Here is a 17,153-nt window from a genome sequence, read left to right on the forward strand (position 1 = left end):
TCGGACGCGAGCTGCGTCCACTTCTGCGGGGACTCGGCCAGGGTGCGGTTGAGGAGCGTGAGGATGTGGGCGTACTCCTCGGAGTCCGCCGTCGAGGGGTCCGGGGCCGCACCGGCCTTCTCGAACTCGACGCCCTTGTGGACGAGGAGGGTGGCGTCACCACCGTCGTCGAGGATCATGTTCGGGCCGCCGGTGGGAGTGTTCGGCCAGGTCAGCGCCTGCTCCGTGCACCACCAGTACTCCTCCAGCGTCTCGCCCTTCCAGGCGAAGACCGGGACGCCCTGCGGGTCCTCCGGGGTGCCGTTCGGGCCGACGGCGATGGCCGCGGCGGCGTGGTCCTGCGTGGAGAAGATGTTGCAGGAGGCCCAGCGGACGTCGGCGCCCAGGGCGACGAGCGTCTCGATCAGGACGGCCGTCTGCACGGTCATGTGCAGCGAACCGGTGATCCGCGCACCGGCCAGCGGCTGCGTCTGCGCGTACTCCTTGCGGATCGACATCAGACCCGGCATCTCGTGCTCGGCCAGGGTGATCTCCTTGCGGCCGAAGGCGGCAAGGGAAAGGTCGGCGACCTTGAAGTCCATGGGTGCTGCTCCTCATGGGTCGAGAGGTGGGTACGGCTGAGCCGTGCACGGGCATGCCGGTGCACTGAGCACAGTCCGCCGCGGGGCCCTCTCTCCCCTCGGCCGGTCACGAGGACCGCCCGACCGCCATCAGCAGCGACGCCTGACACTGATGACGAATCTACACCGATCGGCGCGGCGGACCCCAGTGGGGACGGGAAGAAGTCGGCTTCGCCGTGACGGCCGCCCGGCGGAGCGTTCGGGGCCTTTCGGACTTCTGATCCGCCCTCGCGTGGTGGACGATGCCGGTGGACCGGATCGTACCCGCGGTCTCGCGGACCCTGCGGCGTGAAGGAGATTCAAGTGACCAGTCCAGCCGGCCCTCCCGGTGACGGCGGTGCGAGCGGGCGCGGGCACCCGAAGCTGCTCGCCGTCACCGCGTGCCCCACGGGGATCGCGCACACCTACATGGCCGCCGAGAAGCTCCAGCAGGCCGCGGCCGAGCTCGGCGTGGGCCTGAAGGTGGAGACCCAGGGCTCCATCGGGGCGGAGAACGTCCTCTCTGACAACGATGTCAGAGAGGCGGACGGGATCATCATCGCCGCCGACACGGAGGTCGACCGCGGGCGCTTCGCCGGCAAGCGGGTCCTGGCCACCTCAGTCGCCGACGGCATCCACAAGCCGAAGGAGCTGATCGAGCGCGTACGGAGCGCGCCGGTGCAGGCGGGCGCGGAGGCCTCCGGCCGTACGGGCGGGGTGGGCGGGGGCGGCCGCGAGCGCAGTGCCGCGTACAAGGCGCTCATGAACGGCGTCTCCCACATGATCCCGTTCGTGGTCGTGGGCGGGCTGCTGCTCGCCGTGTCGATCGCGCTCGGCGGCCACACCACGCCCCAGGGGATCGAGTTCGACAAGGACTCGTTCTGGTTCCACGTCAACGCGCTGGGCGGTCTCGGCTTCAAGCTGATGCTGCCGATCTTCTCCGGCTACATCGCGTACGCGCTGGGAGACCGTCCCGCGCTGGTGCCCGGCATGATCGGCGGCTTCCTCGCCGCCGATGCCGTGAACCTCTACGGCGCGGACGCGAACGCGGGCTTCCTGGGCGCGATCGCGACCGGTTTCCTCGCCGGCTACCTCGTCGTCTGGATCAAGAAGGTGAGGGTCCCCCGGTTCGTCCGGCCGATCATGCCGATCATCGTGATCCCGATCGTGTCGACGCTCACGCTCGGGTTGTTCTACATCTACGTCATCGGGCAGCCCATCTCCTGGGTCTTCACGCACCTGACCGACTGGCTGAACGGGATGACCGGCTCCAGTGTGATCGTGCTCGGCGCCCTGATCGGTCTGATGATCGCCTTCGACATGGGCGGCCCCGTCAACAAGACGGCCTTCCTCGTGGCCGTGGGCCTCATCGGCACCAACGACGCCGTCATGGGCATGGCCGCCGCCGCGATCCCGGTCATGCCGCTCGGCCAGGGCCTCGCCACGCTCCTGCGCCGCGGGCTCTACACCGGGCAGGAGCGGGAGACGGGCGTGGCGGCCCTGTTCATGGGCTTCTTCGGGATCTCCGAGGGCGCCATCCCGTTCGCCGCGGCGCGGCCGGCGCAGGTCATCCCCGCGAACATGCTCGGTGGTGCGGTGGCCGGTGCGGTCGCCGGGCTGTCCGGGGTCGAGGACTCGGTGCCGCACGGTGGTCCGGTCGTCTCGGTCTTCGGCGCCGTCGGCGGGGTGGCGATGTTCTTCGTCGCGATCGGCGTCGGGACGGTGGTGACCGCGCTGACGACCAACGCCCTGATCGGGATCACGGCGCGCCGGGGCCGCGCCGCCGCACCGGTGGGGGCCGGGGTGCGCGCGCCCGTGCCCGCCGCGGCCGGACCCGCCGCCGCCGCGGACGAGGAGCCGGAGGTGCTCTCCGGGTACCTGACCGCCCGGACCGTCAAGACGGAGCTGGCCTCGGGCACCAAGGAGGAGGCGATCCGGGAGATGGCCGGGCTGCTGGCCGCCGCCGGGCACGTCCGGGACGTCGAGGAGCTCGTACGGGTGGCCCTCGCCCGGGAGGCGCAGGGCACGACGGGGCTCGGCGAGTCGATCGCGATCCCGCACGCCAAGACGGACGCGGTGACCCGGCCCACCGTCGGGTTCGCCCGGTCCGGCGGGGGCATCGAGTGGGGCGCGCTGGACGGCACGAAGGCCCGGCTGGTCTTCATGATCGCGGTGCCGGAGGCCTCCGCCGGTGACGAGCACCTGCGGATCCTGGCGCTGCTGTCGCGCAAGCTGATGGACGGCGGCTTCCGCACCCGGCTCCAGTCGGCCCCCGACGGGCCGGCCGTCCTGGAGGTGCTCGGCGAGATCCGCTAGGGGGTGTCCGCACAGTGGCGCCGGCCGCCCGCAGGGCGGGCGGGACGGTGCGGACACCCCCTGGGCCCGCGCAGTGTCCGAATCGGTATGTACGGACTTGGCACACCAGGGCCCCGGCGGCGTCGGCGGCTTCCGCGTCGACCTACGATGCAGGGCAGGTACAGCGGAAGGGACGAAATGGAACACAGGCCAGGACGCGGACGCGGCATCGCGGCGATCGTCCTGCTGGTGCTCGGAGCGGTCATCCTCGTCGGGGTGACGGTGGCGAAGGCCGTGGCCCCGCCGTCGCGCTACACGCAGGGCAAGGCGGTCGGCTGGCACATGGCGCCGACCTACACCGACGGAGAGAGCATCTACCTGGAGCCGGTCGCCAAGGGCGCGCTGCGGCGTGGCGACGTCGTCCTCGCCTCCGTTCCGTGGTCCCTGCACAAGACGCAGATGAACCGGGTCATCGCCGTGGGCGGGGACCGCATCCGCTACAAGCCGAGCAGCAAGATCACCGGCCAGTACCGCCTGGTGCTGAACGGCCTGCCGCTGGACGAGCCGTACCTGGAGCAGTGGAAGAACCCGTCGGCGGTGGGGTTCGACGTGACGGTGCCCAAGGGCTACGTCTTCCTGATGGCCGACAACCGGATGAACTCCGACGGCTCGCAGTACGCGAACAACGGACCGGTCCCGGCGAGCAAGGTCGCCTCCAAGGTCGTGACGTACCCGATGGCGAAGCTGGCCGTGTGGGGGCAGCTGGCCGGTGTCCTGGTGCTGGCCGTGGGCGCGGCGTTCGGGTTCGCCTCCCGGCGGGCGCGCGGGCGGGCGCCGCGGGCGGCGGTCCCGGCTCCCGCGAGGGCCCCGGAGGCCCTGAAGCCGGCCGCCCCCGCCGAGGCGGCCGCGGCCGGGGAGCGCGCGGACGTGCCGTCGTGACGGCGGACGGACGCAGGGCGTACGAAGGCCCCCGCAGCCGGTGAGCTGCGGGGGCCTTCGCGTGCGTCCGGGGCCGGTCAGTGGCCTTCGGCCTTGCCGAGGCCGACGGCCTCGGGGCGGTAGATGTCCGGCTCCAGGTAGATCACGCGGGCGATCGGGACGGCGGCGCGGATGCGGGCCTCGGCGGCGTTGATGGCGTTGGCCACCTCGGACGCGGTGTCGTCGTGCTGCACGGCGATCTTGGCGGCGACGAGGAGTTCCTCGGGGCCGAGGTGCAGGGTGCGCATGTGGATCACGCCGGTGACGGTGTCCCCGTCGACGAGCGCGGCCTTGATCTTCTCGACCTCGGCGGTGCCGGCGGCCTCACCGAGCAGCAGGGACTTCGTCTCCAGGGCGAGCACGATGGCGATGACGATCAGCAGGACACCGATGCACAGGGTGCCGATGCCGTCCCAGACCCCGTTGCCGGTGAGCAGGGCGAGGCCGACGCCGGCGAGGGCGAGGACGAGGCCGACGAGCGCGCCGAGGTCCTCCAGCAGGACCACGGGCAGTTCGGGCGCCTTGGCGCTCTTGATGAACTGGCGCCAGCTCTGGCTGCCGCGGGTCTCGTTGGACTCCTTGATGGCGGTGCGGAAGGAGAAGCCCTCCGCGGCGATCGCGAAGACGAGGACGCCGACGGGCCAGTACCAGGCCTCGATCTCGTGCGGGTCGTGGATCTTCTCGTAGCCCTCGTAGATGGCGAACATGCCGCCGACGGTGAAGAGCACGATGGAGACGAGGAAGGCGTAGATGTAGCGTTCGCGCCCGTACCCGAAGGGGTGTTGGGGGGTCGCCTCGCGCTGGGCCTTCTTCCCGCCGAGGAGCAGCAGGCCCTGGTTTCCGGAGTCGGCCACCGAGTGGACGCTTTCCGCGAGCATCGACGAGGAGCCGCTGAAGAGGAACGCCACGAACTTGGCTACAGCGATGGCGAGGTTCGCGGCAAGTGCCGCCACGATCGCCCTGGTACCGCCCGACGCGCTCATGGGTGCTGGATTCCCTTCCTAGCCACTGACTACGGCCGCACATTGTTGCAGCTGCCCGTGCGGCCGACGTTGAATCAGATGACGACGGTGGCGCGGAAGACGGTACCCGTACCGGACAGTTCGGTCTTTTCGCCTGCCGGGACGAAGACCGACTCGCCGGGGGCCAGGGCGAGTTCGCCGACCCGGGGGGTGCCGGCGGTGCACAGCAGGATCTGCGGGGCGCCGTCGGGGAGGGCGCGGGGGGCGCCGCCGGGGGCCAGGACGTGGCGGGAGAGCCGGAACTCGTCGATCAGGGTCTCGTAGACCTCCTCGCCGTCGCCCTCGGGGCGCAGGACGCCGGGGGCACTCGGCTCGAAGACGACGACCTTGAGCAGCTCGGGGACGTCCACGTGCTTGGGCGTCAGTCCGCAGCGCAGCACGTTGTCGGAGTTGGCCATGAGCTCGACGCCGAGGCCGTCGAGGTAGGCGTGCGGGATGCCGGCGCCGAGGAACATGGCCTCGCCGGGCTGGAGCCGGACGTGGTTGAGGAGCATGGCCGCGATCACGCCCGGGTCGCCCGGGTAGTCGTGGACGAGCCCCGCGTAGGGCGCGTACGGGCCTCCGAGGCGTTCGGCGGCGGCAGCGGCCTCGGCGACCGTGTGGGCCATCTCGGCGCGGTCGGCGGTGAGGACGGCGGTGAGGACCTCGCGCAGGGCCGCTTCTTCGGGGTGGGCGTGCAGCAGGTCGACGTACGGCTTGAGGGAGTCGACGCCGAGCCCGTCGAGGAGGGCCGCGGCCTCCAGCGGCGGGCGGAATCCGCACAGGCCGTCGAAGGGGGTGAGCGCGCAGATCAGTTCGGGCTTGTGGTTGGCGTCCTTGTAGTTGCGGTGGCCCGCGTCGATGGGGACGCCGCGGCGCTCCTCGTCCTCGAAGCCGGCCCTGGCCTGGGCCAGATCGGGGTGGACCTGGAGCGACAGGGGGGCGCCGGCGGCGAGGAGCTTGAGGAGGAACGGCAGGCGGGGGCCGAACTTGGCGACGGTGGCGGAACCGAGCTCGCCCTCGGGGTCGGCGGCGATGACGGCGGCCAAGGTGGTCTCGCCGGCTCCGCGGTCGAGGCGCGAGGGGGCTCCGGGGTGGGCGCCCATCCACATCTCGGCCTGGGGCTCACCGGTCGGCTCGACTCCGAGGAGGGCCGGGATCGCGGTGGTGGATCCCCACGCGTAGGGGCGGATCGTGTTGGTCAGGCGGTCCATCGTCGTCGTCTTCCTGGATCTGGATGTGGTGCGGGCACGGGTGTGTGCCTCAGCTTTGTCCCCGGGCTGCCAGCGCGAGGTAGGCGGTGGCGAAGTCGGTGACGGCGAGGAGTTCGGCGAGCTGTTCCAGCTCGCCGCCCTCCTCCGGTTCGAGCTCGCTGACGGCCGTGTCGTGGCTGAGGGCGAGCTCGCGCGCGGCCGGGGCGGCGGTGAGGCCGCCGGCGGGCCGGTCGCGCAGCAGGACGATGCGGGCGCGCAGGGCCTGGGGATCCTCGACGCGGTCCCGGAAGAAGTCGTCGGGGTCGGCTCCCGCGGCGAAGGAGCCGGCGAGCAGCACCCCGTGGGCGGGCAGCGCCTCGGGGAGGCTGGCGGCGAGCGCGGGGCGTCCGGCCAGCTCGGCGAGGGTGGCGGCGAAGCGGCGGCCGGCGGGGGCCGCCGTGTCGCCCTCGCTCCAGATGAGGGGCAGCGAGTCGGCCAGCTCGGCGGCGAGGGTCTTGGCGGGGTTGGAGTACGTGACGATGGCCGGACCGCAGCGCTCGGCGGTGCGGTCGAGCCGGTCGGCGGCGCGCTGGAGGGCGTCGGGGGCCGCGCTGACCAGGCCGAGCTTGTCGAGGAGGACCAGCAGCGGGGTCAGCAGCGCCCAGAGGGCGCCGGGGCCGGCCGCGGCGGACTCGTCGTAGTCCTGGTACGGGGCCTTGGCCATCGGTACGAGGACCCCGTGCGCGCCGTCCACGGCCTCGCTCAGCGGTGAGCGTTCGGGGGCCACGGCGACCACGGTGCAGCCGCGCCGGTAGGCCTGCTCGGCGAGGACCGCGAGGCCGGGCTCGGTGCCGTCGGTGGTGGCGAGGAGCAGCAGGTCCACCGGGCCCACCCAGCCGGGCAGCGCCCAGCGCAGCGCCCCGGAGGCGTGCGCGACGCCGGTGGGGTGCAGGCGGGTGACCGGGGCGGCGGCTCCGGCGAGGGCGCCCAGCAGGTCGGCGACGCCGGTGGCGGCGGTGCCGGGGCCGGCGATGAGCACGGCGCGGGGGCGCCCGTCGGGGCGCAGGTCCGCGAGGCCGGCCTCGGTGGCGTGCCGGGCCGCGGTGCGGACTCTGGCCCCGGCCTCGGCGGCGCCGCGGAGCAGGCCGCGGCGGTCGGCGCGGGCGAGATCGTCCGGCGCGTCGAGGAGTGACTCGTCGAGCATGGGGGCCTCCGGCGGTGTTGACGGATCCAGGCTGGTCGAGCGGCGGAGCGGGGCCGGGTCAGGCCGGGCGGCGGGCCTCGTCCACGAGGAGCACCGGGATGCCGTCGCGAACCGGGTAGGCGAGGCCGCAGTCCTGGCCGGTGCAGATCAGCTCGGGTGCGGTCTCGTCCGCCGAGTTGTCCTGGAGGGGAGCGTGGCAGGCGGGGCAGGCGAGGATCTCCAGCAGGCCGGCTTCGAGCGGCATGGGGCGGTTCCCTTCGGGGATGCGGATCGCGGGTCGCGGATTGGGCGAGGTCAGCGTACCGCCGAGTCACCTGCGGTGCGGCTCGAAGGGGGGCGGGCGCCGCCCGTCGGCCTGGGCCGCCCTGCCGGGCGGGGTTCCCCCGGTCCGGGTGCGGGTCGGTTGCGGGGGCTCTGCCCCCGGACCCCCGCGCCTCACACGCCGGCGGGGCTGGATTGCGAGGCGGCGGGGCCGGGGCCCCGGGGCGGGCCCCGGAACCCCGTGACCGCCGGCCGGGCGTTACGCGCGGACGAGGGCGAGGACCTCGTCGCGGATCTTGGCCAGGGTGGCCTCGTCGCGGGCCTCCACGTTGAGGCGCAGGAGCGGCTCGGTGTTGGAGGGGCGCAGGTTGAACCACCAGTCGGCGGCGGAGACCGTGAGGCCGTCCAGCTCGTCGAAGGTGACGCCGTCCTGGCCGGCGTACGCGGCCTTGACCTCGGCGGTGCGGGCGGCCTGGTCGGCGACGGTCGAGTTGATCTCGCCGGAGCCCACGTAGCGGTCGTACTCGGCGACCAGCTCGGACAGGGTGCCCTGCTGCCCGCCGAGGGCGGCGAGGACGTGGAGCGCGGCGAGCATGCCGGTGTCCGCGTTCCAGAAGTCCTTGAAGTAGTAGTGCGCGGAGTGCTCGCCGCCGAAGATGGCGCCGGAGGCGGCCATCTCGGCCTTGATGAAGGAGTGGCCCACGCGGGTGCGGACGGGGGTGCCGCCGTTCTCGCGGACGACCTCGGGCACCGACCACGAGGTGATCAGGTTGTGGATGATCGTGCCGCTGCCGCCGTGGCGGGCCAGCTCGCGGGCCGCGACCAGGGCGGTGATGGCGGACGGGGAGACGCCCTCGCCGCGCTCGTCGACGACGAAGCAGCGGTCGGCGTCGCCGTCGAAGGCGAGGCCGAGGTCGGCGCCCTCGGCGAGGACGCGCGCCTGGAGGTCGACGATGTTCTTCGGGTCGAGCGGGTTGGCCTCGTGGTTCGGGAAGGTGCCGTCCAGCTCGAAGTACATGGGGACGAGGTCCAGCGGGAGGCCCTCGAAGACGGTCGGGACGGTGTGGCCGCCCATGCCGTTGCCCGCGTCGACGACGACCTTCAGCGGGCGGATCGCGGTGAGGTCGACCAGGCCCTTGAGGTGCTCGGCGTAGCCGGTGAGGGTGTCCTGCTCGGTGATGGTGCCCGGGACGGTGCCGGCGGGGATCTCCGGGGCGCCCTCGTCGGTCCACTTCTCGGCGAGCTCGCGGATCGTGGCGAGGCCGGTGTCCTGGCCGACCGGGGCGGCGCCGGCGCGGCACAGCTTGATGCCGTTGTACTGGGCCGGGTTGTGCGACGCCGTGAACATGGCGCCGGGCAGGTCCAGCTTGCCGGAGGCGTAGTACAGCTGGTCGGTGGAGCACAGGCCGATGAGGGTGACGTCGACGCCGCGGGCGGCCGCGCCCCGGGCGAAGGCGGCCGACAGGCCGGGCGAGGAGGGCCGCATGTCGTGACCGACCACGATCGCCGTGGCGCCGGTGACCTCGACGAACGCAGCACCGAACAGTTCTGCCAGGGGCTCGTCCCACTCGTCCGGTACGACGCCCCGTACGTCGTACGCCTTGACGATGTTCGAAAGATCTGCGGCCACTGCCTGCCCTCCTGAAGGTCCTGTGCGGTGAAGCAAACCTACCCTGTACGGAGAGCGGCTTTTCAGACGATCCGCGTGTCAGGAATCGGGCGAACGCAGGACCCGCAGGTGTCCACGGCGGGTCTCGCCGGCCACCGGGGCCCCCGGCCCGCCCCCGCCGGCCTCGGCGGCGCGCTCGGGCGGACGGGCCGCCTCGCGGACCGCGTTGGCCAGGGCTTCGAGGTCGTCGCCGCTGGGGCGCGACGGGCCGGAACCGTCCGACAGGCGCACGACCTCCCAGCCGCGCGGGGCGGTCAGGCGCTCGGAGTGCTCGGCGCACAGGTCATAGCAGTGGGGTTCGGCGTAGGTGGCGAGCGGGCCGAGAACTGCGGTCGAGTCGGCGTAGACGTACGTCAGTGTGGCGACGGCAGGGCGGCCGCACGCGGTGCGCGAACAGCGACGTACAAGGCTCACGACGTTGGACGGTACCGCACTCTTGACCGGGCCGCGACGACTCTCCCCCCGGCCGCTCCCCCGTGTCGTACTCCGCCCGTGTGGTGCGGCGGGTGACGAAGAGGGGCATCGAGTCCGTAATGCGGCCCGATCTTGGCCGGATCGTTCGGGCGGTGTCACCGCGGCGACACCGGGTCGTGACCGTATCGGGTCCTGCCACGGGTCCCGGGCTACGCTGCGGGGGTGACGGACAGTGCGCTTCCCCCCCGCCCCGCGGCTCCCGCCGCGGCCCCTTCCGAGCCGCGGCCGCGGCGGCGCGACCGGCACGGCCGGGGGATGCGCGGGCCGCTGGCCCCGCCGCAGGTGCCGCTGGCCGCGAGCCGGGCCGAGCTGTTCGGGGACCTCGTACGGGATTCCGTGGAGCGGCTGGAGCGGCGCTGGCCGCAGCTGGCCGAGGTGGAGTTCGTGATCGCGGACGTGCCGGGGCCGCCGGGCGGTCCGGACGCCGGATGGAACGACGAGGCGGTCCCGCTGGGCGGCCTGGTGGAGGCCCGGGACGGGAAGCCGGCGCGGATCGTGGTGTTCCGGCGGCCGGTGGAGATCCGGGCGAAGACGCGGGACGAGCGGGCGCTGCTGGTGCACGAGATCGTCGTGGAGCAGGTCGCGGACCTGCTCGGGCTGTCACCGGAGACGGTGGACCCCCGGTACGGGCAGGACTGACCGGGTACCGGGGCGCCCGCCGGGCGGCTTCAGCGGAGCAGGATCGAGGGGTCCTCGACGGCCCGGGGCACCGAGACCGTGGAGCGGTCGTCGGTGAAGGCCTGGACGGTGAACATCGGGATCCCGTCGTGCGGCAGGGTCAGCGTGCGGGCCGCGTGGACGGGGCCGCCGGAGAGGGTCTCGATCGTCAGGGCGTACGGGCCCTTGCCGCCCGAGGGGGCCGGCGCCGGTACCACCGCGCGGGTGGTGCCCGCCTTGACGGTGATCTCCTGGACGGCCGGCTGACCGCCCTCGGTGCCGGCGGAGGCGGTGACGCGGACCGTGGCGTCGGCGCCCGAGGCGGTGAGGGTGAGGGCGGTGGCCTTGTCGTCGGCCCGGTTGTCGGCGACGGTGGCCCGCTCGCCGACAGGGGCGCTCGCCGGGACGAAGCCCAGTTCCTGCTTGGGGGCGGTGCCGCGGACCACGCGCAGGGCCGCGACCACGGGTACGGCCTTCCCCGGGTCGGCCGGGGCCAGCAGCAGGGAGCCGGCCTCGCCACGGGTGACGTCGCCCAGGTCCAGGCCGGCGGTCATGCCGGCCTTCACGTGGAGGCGCTCCTTGCCGGCCGGGGTGAGGCGCCCGCCCGGGCCGGACAGCCGCACGGTGAGGTCGGCGTCGTCCTCGCCGGGCGCGAAGGCGACCAGCCGTACGGAGGTGGCGTCGGCCGGGATGCCGGGCAGCACCAGGGTGTCCGCCGGGCCGGCGGAGGCCGGCAGCCAGTCGGTGCCGACGCCGTCCTCGGCGGCCTGGGCGGAGGCGCCGACCCGGCCCGAGCCCGTGGTGACGTGCGCGGTGACGTCCGTGAGCCGGCTGTCGGGGAACAGGGTGGACAGCGACACCTTGGCGGTGGACCGGGCGTCGACCCGGAACACGGCGGCGACGGCCCCCGGCTTGTCCTTGACCAGCCCGTCGGGGCCGTAGAGCTTGATGTCCACCTCGGCGACGGTGTCGTCCGGGTTGGTGAGGTGGATGTAGTCCTGGCGGCCCTTGGCGGTGCTGACGCCGGGGAACCAGAAGTCGGTGCCGGGCACCGTGCAGGAGAGCCCGAGCAGGCCCCGGGTGTGGCCGACCGCGACCTTGGTGGTCTGCTGGGCGGTCCAGCCGGGGGCCAGCGCGCCCTCGGCGGCGCCCGTCAGCCCCGGCGCCTCCGCGCCGGAGGCGGTGGCGGAGACGGGCTTGCCGGGTTCCCTGGGCTCCAGGACCGCCTTGCCCTCCCTGGTGGCGAGGCGGGCCGTGCCCGCGCCGCCGCCCTTGCCGGGGGTGAGGGAGGTGTACGTGGTCTCGGCGATGTCCGACGAGCTGGGCTCCGGGCACACCAGCACGGACCGCTCCACCGGCCTGCGGGCGGCGTCCGCCCGGCCGGCGCCGCCGGCCGGGGTGGCGGCGGGGGCGGTGAGGAAGGCCAGGCCGGTGACGGCCGCCAGCGCCGCCGTCACGGCCGCGAGCGTCAGGGGGGCGCGCTGCTTCACTGCTGGTGGCTCCCGTCCGGACGCGGGGCGTGCTGTCCGTAGGTGTCGTACTGCTGGTCGTACTCGTACGGGTGGGGCTGCTGTTGCTGGGGGAAGGGGGGCTGCTCCCCGGGGTGGTAGGGGGCGGCGTACGGGCCGTACGCGTCGTACGGCGGCTCCTGGTGCTGCTGCTGTCCGTACGGGTGGGGCTCCTGGTAGGCGTACGACTCCTCCCCGTACACCTGCTGCGCCGGGATCTGCGCGTACGGGTCCACGACCGCCTCGGCGGCGGCGGTCTCGGGCTCCGGCGCGGCGGGCGCGGCCGGCCGGCGGGCACGGCGGCCCCGGCCCGGCTCGCCGGGGCGCTCCCCGAGGGGGGCTTCGGGGGCGGTCTCCTCGGGGAGGTCGTCGTCGAGGCGGGCACGGCGGCCCGGCAGGGCCATCACCAGCAGCACCAGGGCGAGGAAGCCCTGCGCCCAGTGCCAGGCGTCGCGGGGCAGCGCGTCCTGGTGGACGACGTCGAGGCGGCCGGCCCCGGCGGGCAGCGCGAACCCCTGCGCCCAGCCGTCGACCGTCTCCGGCGCGAGGGCCTTGCCGTCGAGGGTGGCCCGCCAGCCCGGGTCGGCCCGGTCGGCGAGGCGCAGCGTCCGGCCCTGCGGCCCGGCGGGAACGGCGGCGTGGACCTCCACGGGTCCGGCGTCGACGGTGATCGGCGCCTGGCCCTGCCGGCCGGGGACGATCACCACGCGGGAGGGCAGCCGCTCCACCTCCCACAGGGCGGTGCCGTCGTTCTGGTGACGCTGCTTGAGGCCGGGCGTGGCGTCGAGGATCCGGCGCATGGGGGCGGAGCCGCCGGGCGGGATCATCACGTACCGCACGGCGAAGGCGCTGAGCTGTTCGGACTGGTTGGCGCCGGAGCCGGAGACGAGGCCGGCGACGGCTTGGGCGAGGCGGGGTTCGGGGCCGGCCGCGGCGAGGAGTTCGCCGTCGCCGAGGCGGGCGCCGGAGTCCCGCACCAGGGCGTAGGAGACGGTGGCGGGCGAATCGCCGCCGAGGACCAGGGTGCGGGTGCGGTTGGAGTCGTTGGAGTCCTCCGCGACGATGGCGGGGACCTGGACCGGATCGCGCCGCCGAAGCGGTCCGTCGGCCCCGGCCGCCGCCCAGGAGGCGGCGAGGAGCAGGGGGCCGACGGCGGCGGCGAGGGCGGTCAGGGCGGCCAGCGGCTGGCGCCAGCCGAAGCTGCGGGCGGCGACGCGTTCCTTGGCGCCGTCCGCGCCGAGCACGGCGGCGGCGAGCAGCGCGAGCCCGTACAGGAGGCAGCCGGGGCCGGCCCAGCCGGTGCGGTTGAGCAGCACGGCGAGGAGCAGCCCGGCGAGGGCGGCGGCCCAGGCGGCGCGGACGGCGAACCGCCGGTCGGCGCGCAGCAGGGCGGCCAGGGCGGCGAGCAGGGTGCCGGCGAGGAAGGCGGTGGCGGCGGTGCCGGGCCCGCCGGGGTTCGCGCCGAGGAGGCCGAGGGGGGTGGCGGAGCCGGTGCCGTAGGGCAGTCCGGCCTCGCGCAGGAAGCGGCCGGGGTGGGTGAGCAGGCCGAGCGACCAGGGCGCGAGGACGGTCAGCGGTACGGCGAGGGCGGCGAGCAGGCGGGGGGCGTACGTCTTCCAGCGCGCGCGGCGCGCGAGGAGCGCGGCGGTGCCGAGGACGGCAGCGAGGGGCCACACGACGGGGGTGAAGGCGGTGGCCAGGGTCAGCAGGAGGATGTACGTCCACACCGCGCGCCGGCCGCCGCCCGCTTCGGCGTCGGTGAATCCGCAGGCGGTGACGGCGGAGCGGGCGAGGAGCGGCAGCAGCACGGCGAGGACGGCGGTGCCGAGCCGGCCGCCGGCGAGCGCTCCGGTGACGGCGGGGAGGAAGGCGTACGCGACGGCGGCCCAGGCGCGCAGCAGCCGGGAGGTGACGAGCGGGCGGGAGGCGAAGTAGGCGGTGAGCCCGGCGAGCGGGACCGAGCAGACGAGCAGCAGCGTCAGGGCGGCCTGGGTGGAGCCGAGGAAGAGGGCGGACAGGCCGGCCAGCACGGCGAGGTAGGGGGGCGCGCCGGCGGTGGTGCCGGTGCCGACGGGCTGCCAGTCGACGGTGTAGGCGTGCCAGAGGGCGAGGCCGCCGTCGGGGGCCGGGAGGAGGGCGCCGCCCATCAGGCTGCCGCCGCCGATGAGGGCGCGGCAGGCGACGAGGGAGACCAGGAGCAGGCCGGCGAAGAGGACGGGTGCGGGGTTGCGGGCGATCCGCCGGAGCCGGCCGGGCCGGCCGGGGTCCAGGTAGTCGGCGTCGTCGCCGCCCGGTCCGGATTCGAGGGCTCCGCCGTGCCGGCCGGCGGGGGCGGGGTCGCTGTCGTGGCCGGAGCCGAGGTACGCGGCGAGCTGTTCGGCGCTCGCGCGCAGGGTTGCGCCGGGCGGCGGGAAGAGGGGGCGCAGTTCGGCGGCGGGGACGGCGGGGCGGCGGCGGGCCTTGCGGGCGGCGCGCAGGCGTCCGGGGCGCAGGAGGGTGGCGAGCAGGCCGGTGATCTCGTCCACGGCCTGGCCGGGGGCCTTGCCGACGAGGTAGCCGAGGGTGCGCAGCAGGGTGCCGAGGACCAGGCGCAGCAGGACGTAGGGCAGGGCGCGGCCGGGGGTGTTGGCCAGCATGGTGTGGACGGCGCCGGCCTTGTCGACGCGGTGGGGGCTGACGGCGGAGCGGCCTGCGCAGTCGACGGTGCGGCGTTCGCGGGCGGCGGCTTCGGCGTGGCGCAGGACGGCGTCGGGGGCGACGAGGACGGTGTGGCCCGCGCTGTGGGCGCGCCAGCAGAAGTCGACGTCGTCGCGCATCAGGGGCAGGCGGCGGTCGAAGCCGCCGAGGGCGTCGTGGACGTCGCGGCGCACGAGCATGCCGGCGGTGGAGACGGAGAGGACGGGGCGGACCTGGTCGTGCTGGCCCTGGTCCTGTTCGCGGCGGTCGAGGCCGGTCCAGCGGCGGCCGCTGCGGGCGATGGTGACGCCGGCTTCGAGGAGCTGCTTGCGGTCGTACCAGCCGCGCAGTTTGGGGCCGACGACCGCGGCGTCGGGGTTCTCGTCGGCGACGCGCAGCAGTTCGGCGAGGGCGTCGGGTTCGGGGGCGCTGTCGTCGTGGAGCAGCCACAGCCACTGGACGGGTTCGCCGTGGGGCAGTTCGGGGAGGTCGTAGGTGTCGTCGCGCCAGGTGCGGCTGACGGGGTCCCAGCCGCTGGGGCGCTTGAGGTACGGGAGTTCATCGGGGGTGAGGGTCCCTGCGCTGCGGGCGGCTTCGCCGACGGCGGCGCCGAAGCCGGTGCGGCGGGCGAGGTGCAGGACGCGGTCGTCGCCGAAGGCCTCGGCGAGCAGCCGGGCGGAGTCGTCGGCGCTGCCGGTGTCGGCGGCGACGTGGTTCTGCGCGGGGCGTTCCTGGGCGAGCAGGCCGGCGAGGGTCTCGGGCAGCCAGCGGGCTCCGTCGTGGGCGACGAGGACCGCGGTGACGACGTGCCGGGGGAACTCGGGGGTGCCGGCCGCCTGGTGGGACGCCGTCGAGTTGCTGTGCAGGGACATCGCGGTACTAGCCCTCCGGCCTGGGGGTCCCCCCGGAGGTCCGGGGGAGGATCCGGGGGTGGTGTGCCCTCGGAGGCTGCTGGACAGCGCCCCACACTAACGGCTGGGAAGGGGCGGATCCGCCGCGTCGGGGGAAGGCCTGGAACGCGACGGTCCGCCTCCTGCGGGGAAGGTGCGGGAGGCGGACCGTTTGCTCGGTCTGTTGTGGTGTCCGTTGCTGTTCTTGCTGCTCTGCGACCGTTTCCGACCGGCGTTTCAGACCGCCGGGCGGGGCCGCCCGATCAGACCGCCGCCTTTTTCAGCCTGCGCCGCTCGCGCTCGGACAGACCGCCCCAGATGCCGAATCGCTCGTCGTTGGCGAGGGCGTACTCGAGGCACTCGGAGCGGACCTCGCAGGCGAGGCAGACCTTCTTGGCTTCGCGGGTGGAGCCGCCCTTCTCGGGAAAGAAGGATTCGGGGTCGGTCTGCGCGCACAGTGCGCGCTCCTGCCAACCGAGCTCCTCGTCCGCCTCTTCGACCAGCAGTTCCTGAAACAGCTCGGTCATGTGCGCCCCTCGCTCTGTCTGTGCGTCCCCGTGATGTTGCCGTTACTGATCACCGAGTAACGACACGAGTGAAATTACAAGTGTGTGGCTCCTGTGCAGTCAAGCCGAGATCTGCTATTGGGGCCCTTATTCACTCTGCGGAACCAAGCCTATACAGAAAGTGTTCATATCGCCAAAAATCGTGACACAAGCCACACACTCTCCGTGGTCGCCGCCTTCGTCCGTGGTCGACGCGTCACCCGGTGGAGGGGTTGCGATTCGGCCGAAGATGCAGCGGAGATCACATTCCGATCACGAGTGGCGCCAACGGGTTTGAGGGTGGAATCCCGCATGGCTCGCAGCGGCACATGCCCTGAAGGTCGATGCACAAACCTTTCTCCGGACGGGGTAACCGGATGAGGTGAAACTTGTCTCGCAAACCGGACATTGAGTTGACAGTCCGGCCCCCCTCCCGGTCTCCTTGTCCTCATGTCAGCGCCCGCAGCCGCCACCCGGACCCCCATTCGTGGGTTCCTGCGTGCTGCCCAGGTTCGCTGTTGCTGTTGCAGCTGTTGATGCCCTCGGAGCCCCGGCTCCCCTGAGCACCGGCCCTCCCCCCAGCAACCGCCCCGCACGACTGACATCCGTCGAGGACTCCCCGATGAACAGCGCCCGCGCCACCGCCGTCCCCGCCACCTCCTCCCCGGCCGCTCCCGCCCCGGCCGCCCCGGCCTCCGCCGTCGAGAGCGACCTCCAGATCGCCGGCGACATCCTCGCCGTCCAGCACCTCCTCCAGCCCGCCCGCGAACACCCCGTCACCGTCGCCGAGTTCGCCGGCCTCGCCCGGTCCATCGCCGAGGACCGCGCCGGCTGGGAACACCTCGTCCGCTACGACGCCACCACCCGCTGGTACCACCGCCTGCGCACCGGCCCCGGCTACGAGGTCTGGCTGCTCAGCTGGGTCCCCGGCCAGGGCAGCGGCCTGCACGACCACGGCGGCTCCTCCGGCATCCTCACCGTCCTCGAAGGCGAACTCGTCGAACACACGGCCCACGGCGGACGGCTCAGCCACCGCGCCGGCTCCCAGCGCGTCTTCGCCCCCGGCCACGCCCACGAGGTCGTCAACGACACCCTCGACGGAGCGGTCAGCCTGCACGTCTACTTCCCCGGCCTCACCGAAATGCCGATGCACAGCTGCTCCCCGGCCCGCGGGGAGCGCGTACCGGCCTGACAGACTGCGGT

14 protein-coding genes are annotated in these 17,153 nt (G+C 74.0%); 4 read left to right on the top strand and 10 right to left on the bottom strand.

Features of this window, described 5'->3' with window-relative positions; genetic code table 11:
- The coding region (locus AB0D45_RS16005) for an adenosylhomocysteinase (RefSeq protein WP_362459096.1) at positions 1–581 on the bottom strand (581 nt) is incomplete at its 3' end.
- Positions 582–923: 342 nt separating this feature from the next.
- Between AB0D45_RS16005 and AB0D45_RS16010 the strand changes: the two genes are divergently transcribed.
- Positions 924–2,915: a fructose-specific PTS transporter subunit EIIC gene (locus tag AB0D45_RS16010; protein WP_362459098.1), complete on the top strand. Its 1,992-nt coding sequence runs from the start codon at positions 924–926 to the stop codon at positions 2,913–2,915.
- 177 nt (positions 2,916–3,092) lie between these two features.
- Positions 3,093–3,833, top strand: coding sequence for a signal peptidase I (gene lepB, locus AB0D45_RS16015; protein WP_362459100.1), 741 nt, complete (start codon positions 3,093–3,095; stop codon positions 3,831–3,833).
- A gap of 77 nt (positions 3,834–3,910) precedes the next feature.
- Here the strand turns inward: lepB and AB0D45_RS16020 are convergent, their stop codons facing one another.
- The 6 genes from AB0D45_RS16020 to AB0D45_RS16045 all read right to left on the bottom strand — a co-directional run bounded on the left by AB0D45_RS16020 (position 3,911) and on the right by AB0D45_RS16045 (position 9,614).
- The gene (locus AB0D45_RS16020; protein ID WP_362459103.1) at positions 3,911–4,855 is read right to left on the bottom strand and encodes a cation diffusion facilitator family transporter; all 945 of its coding nucleotides are present in this window, start codon (positions 4,853–4,855) and stop codon (positions 3,911–3,913) included.
- A gap of 74 nt (positions 4,856–4,929) precedes the next feature.
- Positions 4,930–6,087, bottom strand: coding sequence for a mannose-6-phosphate isomerase, class I (manA, locus tag AB0D45_RS16025; RefSeq protein WP_362459106.1), 1,158 nt, complete (start codon positions 6,085–6,087; stop codon positions 4,930–4,932).
- 49 nt (positions 6,088–6,136) lie between these two features.
- A complete protein-coding gene (locus tag AB0D45_RS16030; RefSeq protein WP_362459109.1) occupies positions 6,137–7,270 on the bottom strand; it encodes an SIS domain-containing protein in 1,134 nt (377 codons plus the stop codon).
- A gap of 58 nt (positions 7,271–7,328) precedes the next feature.
- On the bottom strand, positions 7,329–7,514 hold the full coding sequence (locus tag AB0D45_RS16035; RefSeq protein WP_351829954.1) for a Trm112 family protein: 186 nt from the start codon (positions 7,512–7,514) through the stop codon (positions 7,329–7,331).
- Between the two features lie 276 nt (positions 7,515–7,790).
- Positions 7,791–9,161, bottom strand: coding sequence for a phosphomannomutase/phosphoglucomutase (locus AB0D45_RS16040; protein ID WP_362459112.1), 1,371 nt, complete (start codon positions 9,159–9,161; stop codon positions 7,791–7,793).
- 78 nt (positions 9,162–9,239) lie between these two features.
- Positions 9,240–9,614, bottom strand: a complete 375-nt coding sequence (locus tag AB0D45_RS16045; protein WP_361598197.1) for a DUF3499 domain-containing protein — start codon at positions 9,612–9,614, stop codon at positions 9,240–9,242.
- A 315-nt stretch (positions 9,615–9,929) separates the two neighbouring features.
- Here AB0D45_RS16045 and AB0D45_RS16050 point away from each other — a divergent pair, with 315 nt between their 5' ends.
- Complete coding sequence (locus AB0D45_RS16050) at positions 9,930–10,313, top strand: metallopeptidase family protein (RefSeq protein ID WP_361598200.1); 384 nt, start codon at positions 9,930–9,932, stop codon at positions 10,311–10,313.
- Positions 10,314–10,342: 29 nt separating this feature from the next.
- Here the strand turns inward: AB0D45_RS16050 and AB0D45_RS16055 are convergent, their stop codons facing one another.
- The 3 genes from AB0D45_RS16055 to AB0D45_RS16065 all read right to left on the bottom strand — a co-directional run bounded on the left by AB0D45_RS16055 (position 10,343) and on the right by AB0D45_RS16065 (position 15,932).
- Positions 10,343–11,821, bottom strand: a complete 1,479-nt coding sequence (locus tag AB0D45_RS16055) for a DUF5719 family protein (protein ID WP_362459115.1) — start codon at positions 11,819–11,821, stop codon at positions 10,343–10,345.
- On the bottom strand, positions 11,818–15,387 hold the full coding sequence (locus tag AB0D45_RS16060; RefSeq protein ID WP_362459118.1) for a glycosyltransferase: 3,570 nt from the start codon (positions 15,385–15,387) through the stop codon (positions 11,818–11,820). The genes AB0D45_RS16055 and AB0D45_RS16060 overlap by 4 nt, the downstream gene beginning before the upstream one ends.
- Before the next feature lie 281 nt (positions 15,388–15,668).
- On the bottom strand, positions 15,669–15,932 hold the full coding sequence (locus AB0D45_RS16065) for a WhiB family transcriptional regulator (protein ID WP_003983763.1): 264 nt from the start codon (positions 15,930–15,932) through the stop codon (positions 15,669–15,671).
- Between the two features lie 640 nt (positions 15,933–16,572).
- On the opposite strand from AB0D45_RS16065, the gene AB0D45_RS16070 reads away from it, so the two are divergent.
- Positions 16,573–17,142, top strand: a complete 570-nt coding sequence (locus AB0D45_RS16070; RefSeq protein ID WP_362459121.1) for a cysteine dioxygenase family protein — start codon at positions 16,573–16,575, stop codon at positions 17,140–17,142.
- Positions 17,143–17,153: the final 11 nt, after the last annotated feature.

Source organism: Streptomyces sp. NPDC048352 (assembly GCF_040651895.1).
In the GTDB taxonomy this organism is placed as follows: Bacteria; Actinomycetota; Actinomycetes; order Streptomycetales; family Streptomycetaceae; genus Streptomyces.